This is a genomic window from Streptomyces sp. NPDC057271 (assembly GCF_042668715.1).
GTDB lineage: Bacteria > Actinomycetota > Actinomycetes > Streptomycetales > Streptomycetaceae > Streptomyces.
This window is the reverse complement of sequence record NZ_JBHUYJ010000006.1, coordinates 32132-47816: the sequence shown is the minus strand read 5'-3', so window position 1 is coordinate 47816 and position 15685 is coordinate 32132. Positions and strand designations below refer to the sequence as shown.

The window sequence follows — 15685 nt, the reverse complement described above, 5'->3', positions numbered from 1 at the left end:
GAAGTGAGGGGTGAGGGGTGGAGAGTGTGGGTGTTCAGATCATCAGGATGATGCGGCCGGGCCGGTGGCCCGCCTCCGCCCTGCGGTGGGCCTCCGCGACTTCCTCCAGAGGCATGACGTCGGCCACCCGGGTGATCAGCTCCCTGGCCGCCACCTTCTCCAGGGTCTCCTTCAGCCGGGCGGCGTCGGGCCGGCCGCGCACGGTCTCGACGCGGATGTTCCGCTCGGCGGCGGGCGTCCGGTCGGCGGCGAGGGCGATGAAGGCGCCCCCGTCCTTCACCGCGGCGAGGGCCGGGGCCGCGTGGAACGCCCCGTCGAAGCAGGCGTCCACCCGCTCCGGGACGGCGGCGACCACCCGCGCGACCACCTCCTCCGGCGTGCCCCGCTCGACGCTGTGCTCCGCGCCCAGGAGTTTCAGCTCACGCTCGTCACCCTCGTGGGCGACGGCCACCACCCGCAATCCGGCCGCTGCGGCGTACTGGACGGCGAGACGGCCCACCACCCCGCTCGCGCCGGTCACGAGCAGCGTCGCCCCCGCTGGGAGCGCGAGCCGGTCGAGACCCTGCTGGGCGGTGGCGGAGGCCAGCGGGACGGAGGCGGCCACCGTGTAGTCCACCTCGTCCGGGATCGGGGCCAGCCACTCCGGGGCGGCCCGCAGGACCTCGGCGTACGTCCCCTCGCCCGTCAGCTCCTCGAACCAGGGCACGAAACCGGCCACGCGGGTCCCGGCGGGCATGCCGGGCACCGGGTCCATCAGCTTGCCCGCGAAGTCCGTACCGAGCACGAAAGGAGGCTTGAGATCACCCACATGACCGGGGTACCGGCCGGCGCGGATCCGCAGGTCCGCCTGGTTCACACCGGCCGCCTTCAGACGCACGCGGACACGTCCCGGGACGTCCCCGGCCTCGGGCTCGGGCCGGCGGGCCATCCTCAGGACCTCAGGGCCACCGTAGGCGGTCACTTCGACGACACGCATGGGGTTCCTCTCCGACGGGCCCCCTGGTGGCCATTACACCCACGGTCCACACCCCCGGCAACAGATAGGCGGCCAACCCGTAGCGACCTGAACGAAGGAAGAACACCTGATGGCGGGAAACGACCTCACCCACAGAACCGCACACGCGTCCGTACCGTCTCGCTCGTGGACTGGGTTACCGCAGAGAACGTCATCGCCGTGGTCACGGCGCTCCTCGGTGTCCTCGTCTCCGCCGGTGTCGTCGCCTACGAGCGCTTCATGCAGCGGGGCAGGCGGCTGGGATACCGCGTGCAGCTCAACACGCCCCTGCACATGGCGGACGAGACCGTCGGCGACCTCACGCTGCGGGACGGCGACCTCGGCGATGCCAACGGTTCCACCCTGGTCCTCCTCCGGATCGAGAACGACGGCCTGCGCGAGATCAACCACGGGGACTACGCGCAGTCCAGCGAACCCGAGGGCCTGAAGATCACCTTCGGGAACAGAACGGTCCAGGCGGTCGTCGCCACGATCCCGCGGGAGTTCGAGCCGGTACGGAACGACATGGCGACCGGGCACGGGCTGCGCAAGGACGGCGACTCCGTCCTGATGCCCAAGGTGTCGCTGGAGCGCAAGCAGTACTTCAAGCTGCTCGTCCTGCTCTCCGGCAGCGTCACCGAGCGCGCGATCCGGATCACCGGCACGCGTGACGTGGTGGACATCCACCGCAACGAGAGCATGAGCGTCGACGACAAGGCACCGACCTTCAGCCCCGCCGCCCGGAACATCTCCCTCATCCTCGCCGCCTGCGTGGTCACCCTCGCCACCATCATCGTCCGCAGCGACAACCCGCCGCCCATCGGCTGCGCCCGGGGCACCCTGACGGTCACCGGCTCCACCGCGTTCGCCCCGGCGGTGCGCGAGCTGGCGCAGAAGTACGAGAGGGACTGTGAGGGGTCCACCGTCGTTGTCGACGCCCACGGCTCGACGGCGGGCATCAGGGAGCTGGCGGCGGCGGGCGCCGATGCCGGGAAGGGCTCCCCGGCCGTCGTCGCGCTCTCCGACGGCCAGAAGCCCGGCGGCTACCCGCAGCTGCGCGAGAGCATGGTCGCCGTCTCCCTCTTCACCCTCGTCGTCCACGACGGGATACCGGTCACCGACCTCACCCTCGACCAGGTCCGGAGCCTCTACCAGGGCCGGATCACCAACTGGAGCGAGATACCGGGCGGCCCGGACGTACCGGTGCGGCTGGTCAGCCGGGACGCCAACTCCGGCACGCGGGAGGTCTTCCAGCGCCGGGTTCTCGGCCGCAACGAGCCCGGGAACTCCTCCCGGGACTGCCAGAACCAGGACGACCCGGAGTCCCCGGTGGTGCGCTGCGAACTCGACAGCACGGACCAGGTGCTGTCGACGGTCGCCAGGCTGCCGGGAGCCGTCGGCTACACCGAACTCCGCGCCGCGAGCGGGCTGAAGGGCCTGCACCGGGTCGCCATCGACGGCCGGATGGCCGACGTGGACGAGATCGGCGAATCGACCTACCCGTACCGGGAGATCGAGTACGCCTACACCTGGGGCGAGCCCCCGGCCGACTCGCTGACCTCCAGCTTTCTCGCCTACCTGAGCCAGGGCAGCGGCCAGGACGTGATCCGTACCCACGGGCATCTGCCCTGCGCGACACCCAAGGGTCTGCGGATCTGCGGCGAAGGATGACGCCCCACCTCCGAGGCGGTCTGGCATCCTCTTCCGACGTGGAGCCATTGAACGCGGAAGACCCGGTCAGCATCGGCCCGTTCCGTCTGCTCGGACGGCTGGGCGCCGGCGGGATGGGCCGGGTGTTCCTCGCCCGTTCGGCGGGCGGCCGGACGGTGGCGGTGAAGGTCGTGCACGCGGAGCTGGCCGCCCGGGACGAGTTCCGGCGCCGGTTCGCCCGCGAGGTCGCAGCGCTGGAACAGGTCGGCGGCACCGGCACGGCCCCGGTCCTCGGTTCGGACACGGCGGCCGAGTCCCCCTGGGTGGCGGTCGGTTACGTCCCGGGACCGTCGCTGCGGGCCGTGGTGGGCGAGGAGTTCGGACCGCTGCCGGCCGCGACGGTACGTACGCTCGCCTCCGGGCTCGCCCGGGCGCTGACCCATGTGCACGCCGCCGGGCTCGTCCACCGCGACCTGAAGCCGTCCAACGTGCTGCTCACCGTCGACGGTCCGCGGATCATCGACTTCGGTATCGCCCGCGCCGTGGAGACGGTCACCGACGGCGGGCTGACCAGCACCGGCGCCGTGGTCGGCTCGCCGGGCTTCATGTCGCCCGAGCAGGTACGCGGCGAGAAACTGACCGCGGCCTCGGACATCTTCTGCCTGGGCTCGGTCCTCGTCTACGCGGCGACGGGCCAGGCTCCGTTCGGTACGGCCGACAGCGGTGTCCACGCCACGATGTTCCGCATCGCCCACGACGAACCCGACCTGGGGGAGCTTCCCTCCGAACTGGCCGGTCTGGTCCGGGCCTGCCTCGCCAAGGACCCGGCCGCCCGCCCCACGGCCGCCGAGCTGGTGGAGACGATCACGGTCGCCGACCCCTGGCTGCCGGCGGAGGTGCTGGCCCGCCTCGGCCGTCACGCCGCGCGGGTCCTGGAGGCGGAGGCGACCACCTCGGCCGTCGCCGCCGACGGCACTGCCAGGACCGGCCCCGGCGATCCCACTCACCCGCCCGCCCCGAAGGCCCCCAAGCGGCGGCGCGGCGGCCTGATCGCCGCGGCCACGGCCCTCGTCGTCGCCGCGGCGGTCACGCTCACGTACGTCTTCTGGCCGGACCCGGGCACGGGCCGCGACGAGCAGAAGAACCGTGCCGCCGGACAGAGCGCCGCCGGACAGACCGGCGATGTGTCCGCGCGCCCGTCGGGGATCGTGGCGGCCGCGTTCCTGGGCGCCTGGGAGGGGGTCCAGAGCGGTTCGGCCGACCACCCCCGCGAGACCGCCCGGATCGAGATCGGCCAGGGAGCCGCGGGCGCCAAGGTCGCCGTCTACGTCCAGGTGAGCGAGGAGCGGCTGTGCATGGGCCGTTCGCGGCTCGTCTCCGCCGACGAGGACAAGGTGGTCCTCGGCGAGTCCGACGTCACGACGAGCGTCCCCGCCCAGCGCTGTACCCCCGCCCCGCACCAGACGCTCACCCTGCGCTCCCCCGACGTCCTGGAGTGGTCCTCCGGAGCCGCGAAGGCCACCTTCCGCAAGGCGGGGACGGGCACAAGCGTCGTCCCGGAGCGGCTCGTCGGCCGGTGGAAGATGGAGAACGACCCGCTGATCTACGGCGAGAACCGCGACCGCTACAGCGACGAGGTGACCATCACCCAGGGCCCCGTGGGTGCCGCCGCCTTCCGCCGGGTGCACGTCTATCCGCGCACCGACGACGAGGGCAACCCGACGCCCGACTCGCTCGTCTGCACCTTCACGGCGATCCTCGCCGGCTCCGGAACGCCGCTGGTCGTCGGACCGGCGACCGCGGTCCCCGACGCCTCGGACCGCGACTGCGAGCGGGCCGGCATCTCCGGCTACCTGGCGGTCGACCGCTTCAAGGGACGGGACCGGCTGCTGGTCTTCCCGATGACGGACGGGGAGCCGGGCGAGTACTACCGCCTCTAGCGGCCCGGGCCTCCCGGGCCTCCCGGGTCACCGGAGGCGGCCGGCAGACGACTGTGCCCCGGTGCCGAATCCGGCACCGGGGCACACCCGCAACACCTGAGCGCCTGAGCGCCTGAGCGCCTACAGGAACGAGTTGATCTCGATCGTCTCGGTCCTGCCCGGGCCCACGCCGATCGCCGAGATCGGTGCGCCCGACATCTCCTCCAGCGCCTTCACGTACGCCTGCGCGTTCTTCGGCAGGTCCGCGAAGGTCTGGGCCTTGGTGATGTCCTCGGACCAGCCCGGCAGCATCTCGTAGATCGGCTTCGCGTGGTGGAAGTCGGTCTGCGAGTACGGCAGCTCCTCGACGCGCTTGCCGTCGATCTCGTACGCGACGCAGACCGGGATCTGCTCCCAGCCCGTCAGCACGTCGAGCTTGGTGAGGAAGAAGTCCGTCAGGCCGTTGACCCGGGTCGCGTACCGCGCGATGACCGCGTCGAACCAGCCGCAGCGGCGGTCACGGCCGGTGGTGACACCGCGCTCGCCGCCGATGCGGCGCAGCGCCTCGCCGTCCGCGTCGAAGAGCTCCGTCGGGAACGGACCGGCGCCGACACGGGTCGTGTACGCCTTGAGGATGCCGATGACCCGGCTGATCTTCGTCGGACCCACGCCCGCACCGGTGCAGGCGCCGCCCGCGGTCGGGTTCGAGGAGGTGACGAAGGGGTACGTGCCGTGGTCGACGTCCAGGAGCGTGCCCTGGCCGCCCTCGAAGAGCACGACCTTGTCCTCGTCGAGCGCGTTGTTCAGGATCAGGGTGGTGTCCGCGACGAACGGCTTGATCTGCTCCGCGTACTGGAGCATCTCCTCGACGATCTGCGCGGCGTCGATGGCGCGGCGGTTGTAGAGCTTGGCGAGAAGCTGGTTCTTGCCCTCGAGCGCCGCCTCGACCTTCTGGGTGAGGATCGACTCGTCGTACAGGTCCTGGACCCGGATGCCGACGCGGTTGATCTTGTCGGCGTAGGTCGGGCCGATGCCGCGCCCCGTCGTGCCGATCTTGCGCTTGCCGAGGAACCGTTCCGTCACCTTGTCGAGGGTGACGTTGTACGGGGTGATCAGATGCGCGTTGCCGCTGATCAGGAGCTTCGACGTGTCGACGCCTCGCTCGTTCAGTCCGCTCAGCTCGGAGAGCAGGACCGCCGGGTCGACGACGACTCCGTTTCCGATCACCGGGGTGCACCCCGGGGAGAGGATTCCGGAAGGGAGAAGATGCAGCGCGTACTTCTGGTCGCCGACGACGACGGTGTGGCCGGCGTTGTTGCCGCCCTGGTAGCGCACTACATAGTCAACGGATCCACCGAGGAGGTCGGTGGCCTTTCCCTTGCCCTCGTCACCCCACTGAGCACCGAGCAGCACAAGTGCGGGCACAGGCGTACACCCCTTCCGGGTGGGGCATGTCCAAGGTCAGGGGCCGAGGCCGCCTCACCGGTGTGCCCCGGAATAGACGAAGCCCCTGGCGCAATAGCGCAAGGGGCTCTTGCACAAAGATGCTACCCGAGGAAGGACCGAGGTGTCGGCTCACGACCAGCTGCTGGTGGTCATCGACCCGGTCGCCCGCCGAAGTGACGGCGAGTCCGTACGGATCGCGAAAGATGTGTTGTGTGCGGGAGCGGAGACGAAGATCTGTCTTCCGGACAGCCCGGAGGAATTCTCCCGGGCCCTTGCCCGCCGGGGCTCCCGGCGTCCCGTCGTGGTCGGCGACGACCGTGCGCTGCTACGGACGGTGACCCTGCTGCACCGTGAGCGTGACCTCGCGGACGGGGCGCTGTCGCTGGTTCCGATCGGCGCGCCCGACACCCTGGAAGTGGCGTACGCGCTCGGCGTGCCGCGCAGCACGGTGACGGCCGCCCGGGCGGTGCTCGACGGGGCGGTGCACCGGCTCGACCTGCTCGTCGACGACAGCGACGGGGTCGTCCTGGGTGATCTGCGCATCCCCGCGGGGCGGGGCCCGGTCGTACCGGCCCCCGCCGCGCCGACCGTCTGGGACACCTGCCGGTCCCTGGTCCGCACCCTGGTCCACCCCGCCCCGGCACAGGCCGCCGTCCGCGTCCACCGGCTGCGGGTGGAGGCGGACGGCGTCCTGCTCAGCGATGTGGGCGCGCCGGTGGAGGGGGTGAGCGTGCGATCCCTCGCGGGGCTGGCCGCGATCACGATCCATCCCCCCTCCGCGCCGCCCATCCACACCGACGCCCGCACCTTGACGGTCTCGGGCCCTGACTTCCGCTACCGCGCGGACACGGTGGTGTCGGGCCCGGTCCGGAGGCGGACGTGGACGGTGCGGGAAGGGGCCTGGGGGCTGACCCTGCCGAAGGCCTGAGGGCGGACACTCCCGGGCGACATGAGGCGCCGGGCTCCTTCCCCGCTTGCCAGACCTATCGATTATCAATAGATTCCCATCGTGACTCGATCGAAGGAGCGATGATGGGACAACTCGCGGTGCTGGCCCTGCGCGCCGTGCTCGTGCTGCTGCTCGTCGGCTCGGTGTTCGTACTGACGGTGATCGTGCCGGCGATGCTCCTCGACTCGGAGGACCCCAGCGGCGAACTCGCGCACCTGCGCGTCCCGATCATCGTGATCTTCGCCCTGGGCGTCGTGTGCGCCCAGACCGTCCTGGTCTGCGTCTGGCGGCTGCTGACGATGGTGCGACGCGGGACGGTGTTCTCCCACGCCGCCTTCCGGTACGTGGACGTCATCACCGGCGCCTTCGTGGCCGCCGCGCTTCTGGTCTTCGCCCTGGGCGCCATCCTGGCGCCCGGCGAGGCCGTCGCCCCCGGCGTGGTTCTCCTGCTCGGCGGAGTCGGCCTCGGGATCCTGGGGGTCGGGCTGATCGTGCTCGTCCTGCGCATGCTCCTCGCCCAGGCCGTCGCGCGCGATGTCGAGGCGACGGCGATGCGGGCCGAGCTGGACGAGGTGATCTGATGCCGATCACCGTCGACATCGACGTGATGATGGCCAGGCGGAAGATGTCCGTCGGCGAGCTGGCAGAACGCGTCGGAATCACCCCGGCCAACCTGGCGGTGCTCAAGAACGGTCGCGCCAAGGCGGTGCGCTTCACGACGCTCGCGGCGCTCTGCGAGGTACTGGAGTGCCAGCCGGGGGACCTGCTGCGGTGGACACCGGGGGACGCCGAAACGGACCCCGGACCCGCCACCGAGGCCACCGAGCCCGCAACCGAGGCCGCCGAAGCCCAGGCCTGAGCCGGCCGCCGCGCCCAGCCCCGGGAGGCTCAGGCCCGCCCGCCCCGTCCACCCGGTCCCGGGCCCGAGGCCCCCGCTCCCGAGCCTCAGGCTCGCCCGCTTCCTCCTACGCCTTCGGTTCCTCCGCCGCCATGGCCGCCTTGTGGTCGCGCCAGCGGTCCAGCATCGTCAGCATCTCCTTCTGGAGGAACTCGAAGAAGGCCGCGGTCTCCGCCGTCCGGCGCCCCGCCGCCGTGTCCGCGCCGAGGATCTCCGAGCCGTCACGGAGCACCTTCTCCCAGCGCGTCAGGATCGCGTCGCGGCGGGTGAGCGACTCGTACCAGACCTCGTCGTGCAGGACGTAGCGGTCGCGGCGCGAGCCGGGGTCGCGTTCGCGGCTGACCATGCCGACCTGGCTGAGATAGCGGATCGCCCCGGAGACGGCGGCCGGGCTGATCCGCAGCCGGTCCCCGAGCTCGGCGGAGGTCATCGACGCGCTCTCCGAGGCGAGCAGCGCCGCGAAGACGCGCGCCGCCATCCGCTGCATCCCGGCCTCGGTCAGCTCGGCGGCGAAACGCTCGACGAAGCGCGACACCGCCCCTTCGTCGCCGCCCTCTGCCCTGTAGGTGGTCGTCGTCTCGCTCATCCCCCAACTTTATACGCTTCCTTAACTTCACAAGTTTGTGAAACCAGCGTACGTTCTGAACCATGACGAAGGCAATCACCGTGGCCGGGCTGCACAAGTCGTTCGGCCGCACGCACGCGCTGGACGGCCTCGACCTCGCGGTCGAGACCGGCGAGGTCCACGGTTTCCTCGGCCCCAACGGCGCCGGGAAGTCCACGGCCATCCGGGTCCTCCTCGGGCTGCTGCGCGCCGACTCCGGCGCCGCCCAGGTCCTCGGCCGGGACCCGTGGCACGACGCCGTCGAGCTGCACCGCCGCATCGCGTACGTCCCCGGTGACGTGACGCTCTGGCGCAACCTCTCCGGCGGCGAGGTCATCGACCTGTACGGGCGGCTGCATGACGGCGGCCGCGAGAGGCGCGTCAGGCAGGGCGGTGGGCGAAGCGCGGGCGGGCTCGACAAGGTCCGGCGGGCCGAGCTGATCGAGCGGTTCGAGCTCGACCCGACGAAGAAGGGGCGGACGTACTCCAAGGGCAACCGGCAGAAGGTCGCCCTCGTCGCCGCCTTCGCCTCCGACGTCGACCTGCTCATCCTCGACGAGCCCACCAGCGGGCTCGACCCCCTGATGGAGGAGGTCTTCCAGCGCTGCGTGGCGGAGGAACGCGAACGCGGGCGGACGATCCTGCTCTCCTCGCACATCCTCAGCGAGGTGGAGACCCTCTGCGACCGGGTCAGCATCATCCGCAAGGGGCAGACGGTCGAGACCGGTTCGCTGGCCGACCTGCGCCACCTCACCCGTACCAGCGTCACCGCCGAACTCGCGGGCGTCCCCAACGGCTTGGCCCACCTCCCCGGTGTCCACGACCTCGCGGTACAGGGCCACCGGGTGCGGCTCCAGGTCGACACCGACAAGCTCGACGCGGTGCTGCGCTCGCTCACCGAGTCGGGGGTGCGCTCGCTCACGAGCACCCCGCCCACCCTGGAGGAGCTGTTCCTGCGGCACTACGCCGACGACGCGCGTACGGACGGGGTGACCGCGCGATGAGTACGCTCGCCGTTCAACTGACCGGGACCGGGGCGCTCGCGCGGCTCGCCCTGCGCCGCGACCGGCTGATGATGCCGATCTGGGTCGTCGTCACCGGCGGTCTGGTCGCCAGCGGGGTCGGCTCCCTGGGGGGCCTGTACGCGACCGAGGCGCAACGCGCCGAGCTGGCCGCGTCGATGACCGCCAACAGCTCCATGCGCTCGCTGTACGGACCGGTCTTCGGCGACTCGCTCGGCGGGCTCGTGGCCTGGCGGTTCGGCACCTTCGCCGCCGTGCTCGCGGCCGTGATGAGCCTGATCATCGTCGTACGGCACACCCGGGAAGAGGAGGAGACGGGGCGTCAGGAGCTGCTCTCCTCGGCCGTGGTGGGCCGGCGGGCCCCGCTGACCGCCGCGTTCCTGGCCGCGCTCGTCGCCAACACGGGCGTCGCGCTCCTGATCACCGCCGGACTCGCGGGGCAGGGGGTGGGCGGGGCGCTCGCGCTCGGCCTCGCCGTCGGCGGTACGGGGATGCTCTTCGCCACGGCGGCGGCGATCGTCGCGCAGCTCACGGAGAGCGCGCGGCTCGCCAAGGGCCTGGCGTCGGCGGTGCTCGGTCTGGCCTTCGTGCTGCGGGCGGCGGGGGACGCGGGCAGCGCCTCCGGCTCTTCGGCTCTGACGTGGCTCTCGCCGATCGGCTGGGCCGAGAACGTCCGCGCCTTCGCGGGTGAGCGGTGGTGGGTCCTGCTCCTGATCGCGGCGGTCGCGCTCGTCCAGGCGGCGGTGGCGTACGAGCTGGCCGGCCGGCGTGACGTGGGTATGAGCTTCCTGCCGACCCGGCCGGGCCCGGCGGAGGGCCGGCTCGGCACGGCCGGGGCGCTTGCCTGGCGGCTGCAGCGCGGGACCGTGCTCGGCTGGTCGCTCGGCTTCCTGCTCGGCGGGCTCGTCTTCGGCGGGATCGTCGAGGGCGCGGCGGACATCGTGGGCGACAACGAGCAGGCTCGGGAGATCTTCGAGCGGATGGGCGGTCAGAGCGGCCTGACCGACGCGTTCCTCGCGACGATGGTCGGCATGTTCGGGATGATCGCGGCGCTGTACGCGGTCGGATCGGTGCTGCGGCTGCACGGCGAGGAGACCTCGCAGCGGGCGGAACCGGTGCTGGCGATCGCGGTGGGGCGGGTGCGCTGGGCGGCGGGTCATCTGGTGATCGCCTTCGGCGGGGCGGCGCTGATCATGCTGCTGGCCGGGCTCGGCCTGTACGTCTCCTACGGCCGTGATCTCGGACCGATCCTGGGCGCGTCGCTGGCCCAGCTCCCCGCGATCTGGACGCTGGCGGGTCTCGCGGTGCTGCTGTGGGGCGCGTTCCCCAGGGCGGCGGTGGCGGGCTGGGGGGTGGGGGGTCTCTGTCTGGCGCTGGGGTGGATCGGCCCGGCGCTGGACCTTCCGCAGGCGGTCCTGAACGTGTCGCCCTTCGGCCACCTGCCGAAGCTGCCGGGGCAGGAGATGGCATGGGGCCCGGTCTGGACGCTGACGGCCGTCGCGGCTGCGCTGGTGGCGACGGGCCTGTGGCGCCTGCGGGAGCGCGACATCACGACGTCCTGACGCCGGGGCCCGCAGCGGGCCCCCTAGGGTCGTCGTCCCGCGTCGCGGGACGACGGTCCTACGGCGTCGGCGGCCGCTACGGCGGCGACGGCGACAGAAAGCGACGGCCGCAGCGGCGACGGCGACAGACGGCGACGGCCGCAGCGGCGACGGCGACAGACGGCTACCGACTGCTACTGCCGCTCCGGACGGCTCCGGACGGCTCCGGACGGCTCCGGACGGCTCCGGCGGCGGCCGGCTACTCCGCTACGGACGACTACAGCCGCTACAGCGGTAGCTACACCTCCACCAGCAGTTCGCTCACGCCCCGGATCACATAGCCGGGGTTCCAGCGCGGCTCCGCCGCCAGGCGCAGGCGGGGGGCCCTGCGGAGCAGTTCGCCGAAGCTCGCCGTCAGTTCCAGGCGGGCCAGCGGCGCGCCCAGGCAGTAGTGGATGCCCGCGCCGAAGGTGATGTGCGGATTCTCCGTACGGGAGAGGTCCAGGACGTCCGGGGAGGCGAAGCGGGCCGGGTCGCGGTTGGCCGAGCCGAAGAGGAGGGCGACCTCCGAGCCGCGCGGGATCACGACGCCGCCGACCTCGATGTCGTCGAGGACCCAGCGCTCGAACATCTGCAGCGGTGTGTCGTAGCGCAGCAGTTCTTCCACAGCTGTGGACAACATTCCGTCCGGATCGGCCCGGAGCGCGGCCAGCTGCTCCGGGTGCCGCAGCAGCGTCCACCAGCCGTTCACGGTCGTGTTCACCGTCGCCTCGTGCCCCGCGTTGAGCAGCAGCACGCACGTCGAGACCATCTCCTGCTCGGTCAGCTCCTCCACGGCGATCAGCGAGGAGATGAGGTCCTCCCCCGGGTCCTTGCGCCGCCGCTCGATCAGCTCCCGCAGGTACGCCGAGAATTCGAGCGAGGCCTGGACCGCCCGCCGCGCCGTCTCCTCCGACGGGTTCAGCTCGAACATCCCGCAGATGTCCGACGACCAGGGCCGCAGCCGCCCCCGCTCCTCGTCCTCCTCCGGGATGCCCAGCATCTCCGCGATCACGGCGACCGGCAGCGGCTCCGCCACCTCCGCGAGCAGATCGCCGCCGCCCCGCGCGACGAGACCCCCCACCAGGTCCGCGGCGAGCCGCTCCACCGTGGGCGCCAGGTTCTCCACCGTCCGCGGGGTGAACGCCTTCGACACGAGGCGCCGGATCCGCGTGTGGTCGGCCGCCTCCAGGTCGAGCAGCCCGTGGTCGTTGAGCGTGTGGAAGGGCTCGTGCGCGGCGGGCGGGGCCGTACGCCCGAACTCCTCGTGGGTGAAGCGGTGCGTGTACGTGCGGCCCAGGCGCCGGTCCCGCAGCAGCGCCGACACGTCCGCGTAGTGCGGGATCAGCCATTGGCGGGTCGGCCCGTACCAGTGCGCCCGGCCCGTGGCCCGCAGTTGGGCGTAGGCGGGGTACGGGTCCGCGACGAAGTCGGGCGACCACGGCTCGAAAGGAACGTCCATGGCCGGACGCTACCGGCCCGCCCGGCGGCCCGCACCCGTCGCTACCCGCCGACCTGCACCAGTCTCGCCTCGTAGGCGAAGACCGCCGCCTGGGTCCGGTCGCGCAGGCCCAGTTTCACCAGGATGCGGCTCACATGTGTCTTGATCGTCGACTCGGCCACCACCAGGTGGTCGGCGATCTCCGCGTTCGACAGGCCCTGCGCGATCAGCACCAGGACCTCCGTCTCCCGCTCGGTCAACTCCCCCACCTGCGACAGCGCCGGAGCCCTCGGGGTCTCCGCCGCCTTCGCGAACTCGGTGATCAGCCGCTTCGTCACGGTCGGCGCGAGCAGCGCCTCGCCGGCCGCCACCACCCGTACCCCGTCGGCCAGCTGCCGCGCCGAGGCGTCCTTCAGCAGGAAGCCCGAGGCCCCGGCGCGCAGTGCCTGGTACACGTACTCGTCCAGGTCGAAGGTCGTCAGGACGAGGACCTTCGCGTCCGCGTCCGCCGCGACGATCTCGCGGGTCGCGTCGATACCGTTCAGCTCGGGCATACGGATGTCCATGAGGACCACGTCCGGGCGCAGGGCCGCGACCTGGGCGATCGCCTCGCGGCCGTTGACGGCCTCGCCGACGACCTCGATGTCCGGCATCGCGCCGAGCAGCACCGAGAAGCCCTCGCGGACCATCATCTGGTCGTCGACGATCAGTACGCGGATCACTGGTCCGACTCCTCGCGGGTCACGGGGATGAAGGCCGTGACCTCGTACCCGCCGTCCTCGGTCGCCTCGGCCGTCATCTCACCGTTCAGCATCGTCACCCGCTCGCGCATCCCGGTGATGCCGTGACCCGCGCCCATCGAAGGGGGCCGGCGAAGCCCTCCTTGAGAGGTGGTGGCCGGGTCACCGGCGGGCTTGACGAGCCCGCGTGCCGGGCCGTTGACGATCCGCAGGCCAAGGCCGCCGAGGACGTAGCTCACCTCCACCTTCGCCCCGGCGCCGGGCGCGTGCCGCAGCACGTTGCTCAGCGCCTCCTGGATGATCCGGTACGCCGAGAGCTCCACACCCTGCGGCAGCTCCCGGACCGCGCCGGTCACCGTCTGCTCGACGTCGAGTCCGGCCTCGCGGACGTTGCCGATCAGCCCGCCGAGGTCGGCGAGCGTGGGCTGCGGGGCGTCGGGCGCCTCGTAGTCCTCCGCCCGTACGACCCCGAGGACACGCCGCAGCTCGGTCAGGGCGGCGACGGCGTTCTCGCGGATGGTGACGAAGGCCTGCTCCAGCTCCGGCGGCGGGTTCTCGACCCGGTAGGGCGCGGCCTCGGCCTGGATGGCGACCACCGACATGTGGTGGGCGACGACGTCGTGCAGTTCACGGGCGATGGTGGTGCGCTCTTCGAGCAGAGTCCGCCGGGAGCGCTCCACGGCGGTCACGGTCTGCTGGGCGGTGACCGTCTGCTCGGCCTCGCGACGGACCTGGACGACGGTCACGAAGAGCAGGGCGAGCGCGGCCGGGAAGAGGACCGACAGGGCGTTGTCACTGCCTCCCCGGAGGCTGGTGGCGAAGAAGGCGTAGACGAGGGTGACCAGCCAGATCCAGGCCGCGGTACGGGGCCGGGTCCGGGCGGCCACCACCGTCATGACCACGACCTGGGCGATGCCGGAGGTCGGTCCCCACGGCCAGCCGTAGTCGTACGAGCCGAGGAAGGCGACGAACGGGGTGAAGGCCAGCGACGCCCAGAACGCGAGCACCGGGCGGACCAGCGTCAGCAGCACGGCCACGGCCGGCATCGCGGCGTAGACCAGGACGAACACACCGCTGCCGGAGCCGAGGTCCATCCCCACCGCGAAGACGAAGAAGGCGAAGGCGGCCACCACCGCATGCGGCGTCCAGCGGGTCTTCCTGCGTATCCGTTCCGGCAGGCGCCGCGTCAGCGGGCCGTCGACCGCCATGGGACGCAGCGGCCGGTAGGCGAACACGTCGTGGAAGAGGTCCTGGCGCAGCCCGACGAGCGCGCCCTGGGCCAGGCGGAACTCGGGGCTGCGGCTCATGTCGCGGGTGTCTGTCACCCCGGCAACGGTACGGGCGGCGACGGACGCGGTCGTCACCATGACGGCGGATCCTCCCGCGTCCGTCCCAGGTACTACACGCCCGCGCCTACGACCGCCCCTGCCTCCCCCACGCCCGGCACGCGTGGCCCCCGGCACGCGTGGGCCCCCACGCCCGGTACACGTCCGCGCCCCCGGCACGCGTGGCCCCCGGCACGCGTGGGCCGCCGGTACGCCGCGCCCCCCGTCACGCGTGGGCCGCCGTCAGAACGCCAGCTGGGCGATCTCCTCCGCGACCACCGCGCACGCGTCCGCCGCCGGGTCGATCAGCGGGAAGTGGCCGACGTCCTGGAGGAGCGTGAAGCCGACCGTCTCGCCCGCCTTCGCCGCCGCGTCCACATAGGCGTCGGCGACGGCCTGCGGAACGACGACGTCGTCCCTGCCCTGGACGACCGTGGTGGCGATACCGGTCGGCAGCAGCAGCGCCGGGTCGGCGTGCCGGGCCCGTACGTCGAACTCGCCCTCCCCGCCCAGGAACTGGGTCACCGCCCCGCCGCACACCCCGAGCTCCACTGCCCGGTCGAAATGCGCGATGGGCGCGAGCGCCACCACTCCGCGCAGCGCGGGCGGGGACGGCAGCCGCCAGGGCGCGTCGGGTGCGAGGACGTGCCGGGCCGCGGCCCAGAGGGCGAGGTGGCCGCCCGCCGAATGCCCGGTGAGCACGATCCGGCGCGGATCGGCCTGCGGCAGATGCTCGGCGGCGAGCCGCGGTACGGCGTCGAGCGCGGCGGCCACGTCGTCGAGGGTCTCCGGCCAGCGGCCGGCGACCGGTCCCGTACCACCCTGACGGGGCAGGGCGGAGCCCCGCCGGTACTCGACGTTGGCGACGGCGAACCCCCGGCGGGCCAGAAAGTCCACGAAAGGGGTCAGGTGCTGCCGGTCGTACGGTGCCCGCCAGGCACCGCCGTGCAGCGCGACGACGAGCGGCGCCCGCTGCCGGCCGTCACGCGGCGCGTAGAAGTCGACGACCTGGTCGGGGTGTTCGCCGTACGCGGCGGACGCGTCCGGGGCGACGGCCGGGTGCGAGAACGCCGACGCTTCTTCGGCGGCGTCGCGCGCGGCGGGGTCCGGCATGCTG

14 protein-coding genes are annotated in these 15685 nt (G+C 72.3%); 7 read left to right on the top strand and 7 right to left on the bottom strand.

The window, feature by feature from the left end:
- Nucleotides 1–34: 34 nt before the first annotated feature.
- Nucleotides 35–976, bottom strand: a complete 942-nt coding sequence (locus ACFUJR_RS04675) for an NADP-dependent oxidoreductase (protein WP_383176418.1) — start codon at nt 974–976, stop codon at nt 35–37.
- A 165-nt stretch (nt 977–1141) separates the two neighbouring features.
- On the opposite strand from ACFUJR_RS04675, the gene ACFUJR_RS04670 reads away from it, so the two are divergent.
- Both ACFUJR_RS04670 and ACFUJR_RS04665 read left to right on the top strand, forming a co-directional pair.
- Entirely contained in the window at nt 1142–2665 is a 1524-nt protein-coding gene (locus tag ACFUJR_RS04670) for a substrate-binding domain-containing protein (RefSeq protein ID WP_383176421.1), read from the top strand.
- A gap of 38 nt (nt 2666–2703) precedes the next feature.
- Nucleotides 2704–4584 carry a serine/threonine-protein kinase gene (locus tag ACFUJR_RS04665; RefSeq protein ID WP_383176424.1) on the top strand — a complete coding sequence of 627 codons (1881 nt, stop codon included), beginning with the start codon at nt 2704–2706 and terminating at the stop codon, nt 4582–4584.
- 120 nt (nt 4585–4704) lie between these two features.
- Here the strand turns inward: ACFUJR_RS04665 and ACFUJR_RS04660 are convergent, their stop codons facing one another.
- Nucleotides 4705–5988: an adenylosuccinate synthase gene (locus tag ACFUJR_RS04660; protein WP_352190391.1), complete on the bottom strand. Its 1284-nt coding sequence runs from the start codon at nt 5986–5988 to the stop codon at nt 4705–4707.
- A 142-nt stretch (nt 5989–6130) separates the two neighbouring features.
- Between ACFUJR_RS04660 and ACFUJR_RS04655 the strand changes: the two genes are divergently transcribed.
- From ACFUJR_RS04655 to ACFUJR_RS04645, 3 genes are all read left to right on the top strand, one after another.
- Entirely contained in the window at nt 6131–6937 is an 807-nt protein-coding gene (locus ACFUJR_RS04655) for a diacylglycerol kinase (RefSeq protein WP_383176428.1), read from the top strand.
- A gap of 104 nt (nt 6938–7041) precedes the next feature.
- Nucleotides 7042–7539 (top strand): DUF2975 domain-containing protein, encoded by a 498-nt coding sequence (locus ACFUJR_RS04650; protein WP_383176443.1) that lies wholly within the window; start codon nt 7042–7044, stop codon nt 7537–7539.
- Entirely contained in the window at nt 7539–7817 is a 279-nt protein-coding gene (locus tag ACFUJR_RS04645; protein ID WP_383176431.1) for a helix-turn-helix domain-containing protein, read from the top strand. Before ACFUJR_RS04650 ends, ACFUJR_RS04645 begins: the two co-directional genes overlap by 1 nt.
- A 106-nt stretch (nt 7818–7923) precedes the next feature.
- Here the strand turns inward: ACFUJR_RS04645 and ACFUJR_RS04640 are convergent, their stop codons facing one another.
- Nucleotides 7924–8442 (bottom strand): GbsR/MarR family transcriptional regulator, encoded by a 519-nt coding sequence (locus ACFUJR_RS04640; RefSeq protein WP_383176434.1) that lies wholly within the window; start codon nt 8440–8442, stop codon nt 7924–7926.
- Between the two features lie 62 nt (nt 8443–8504).
- Here ACFUJR_RS04640 and ACFUJR_RS04635 point away from each other — a divergent pair, with 62 nt between their 5' ends.
- Nucleotides 8505–9464 (top strand): ATP-binding cassette domain-containing protein, encoded by a 960-nt coding sequence (locus ACFUJR_RS04635; RefSeq protein WP_383176437.1) that lies wholly within the window; start codon nt 8505–8507, stop codon nt 9462–9464.
- Complete coding sequence (locus ACFUJR_RS04630; protein ID WP_383176440.1) at nt 9461–11044, top strand: ABC transporter permease; 1584 nt, start codon at nt 9461–9463, stop codon at nt 11042–11044. Before ACFUJR_RS04635 ends, ACFUJR_RS04630 begins: the two co-directional genes overlap by 4 nt.
- 277 nt (nt 11045–11321) lie before the next feature.
- Here the strand turns inward: ACFUJR_RS04630 and ACFUJR_RS04625 are convergent, their stop codons facing one another.
- From ACFUJR_RS04625 to ACFUJR_RS04610, 4 genes are all read right to left on the bottom strand, one after another.
- A complete protein-coding gene (locus tag ACFUJR_RS04625) occupies nt 11322–12524 on the bottom strand; it encodes a cytochrome P450 (RefSeq protein ID WP_383169627.1) in 1203 nt (400 codons plus the stop codon).
- A 41-nt stretch (nt 12525–12565) separates the two neighbouring features.
- Nucleotides 12566–13225 carry a response regulator transcription factor gene (locus tag ACFUJR_RS04620; RefSeq protein WP_352190399.1) on the bottom strand — a complete coding sequence of 220 codons (660 nt, stop codon included), beginning with the start codon at nt 13223–13225 and terminating at the stop codon, nt 12566–12568.
- Nucleotides 13222–14568: a sensor histidine kinase gene (locus tag ACFUJR_RS04615; RefSeq protein ID WP_383169625.1), complete on the bottom strand. Its 1347-nt coding sequence runs from the start codon at nt 14566–14568 to the stop codon at nt 13222–13224. The genes ACFUJR_RS04620 and ACFUJR_RS04615 overlap by 4 nt, the downstream gene beginning before the upstream one ends.
- A gap of 243 nt (nt 14569–14811) precedes the next feature.
- Complete coding sequence (locus tag ACFUJR_RS04610; protein ID WP_383169624.1) at nt 14812–15681, bottom strand: alpha/beta hydrolase; 870 nt, start codon at nt 15679–15681, stop codon at nt 14812–14814.
- Nucleotides 15682–15685: the final 4 nt, after the last annotated feature.

Excerpts from the sequence above, each read along its gene's own strand:
- ACFUJR_RS04675 (WP_383176418.1), bottom strand. The coding sequence starts at position 976 with ATGCGTGTCGTCGAAGTGACCGCCTACGGTGGCCCTGAGGTCCTGAGG.
- ACFUJR_RS04650 (WP_383176443.1), top strand. The coding sequence starts at position 7,042 with ATGGGACAACTCGCGGTGCTGGCCCTGCGCGCCGTGCTCGTGCTGCTG.
- ACFUJR_RS04645 (WP_383176431.1), top strand. The coding sequence starts at position 7,539 with ATGCCGATCACCGTCGACATCGACGTGATGATGGCCAGGCGGAAGATG.
- ACFUJR_RS04640 (WP_383176434.1), bottom strand. The coding sequence starts at position 8,442 with ATGAGCGAGACGACGACCACCTACAGGGCAGAGGGCGGCGACGAAGGG.
- ACFUJR_RS04635 (WP_383176437.1), top strand. The coding sequence starts at position 8,505 with ATGACGAAGGCAATCACCGTGGCCGGGCTGCACAAGTCGTTCGGCCGC.
- ACFUJR_RS04630 (WP_383176440.1), top strand. The coding sequence starts at position 9,461 with ATGAGTACGCTCGCCGTTCAACTGACCGGGACCGGGGCGCTCGCGCGG.
- ACFUJR_RS04625 (WP_383169627.1), bottom strand. The coding sequence starts at position 12,524 with ATGGACGTTCCTTTCGAGCCGTGGTCGCCCGACTTCGTCGCGGACCCG.
- ACFUJR_RS04610 (WP_383169624.1), bottom strand. The coding sequence starts at position 15,681 with ATGCCGGACCCCGCCGCGCGCGACGCCGCCGAAGAAGCGTCGGCGTTC.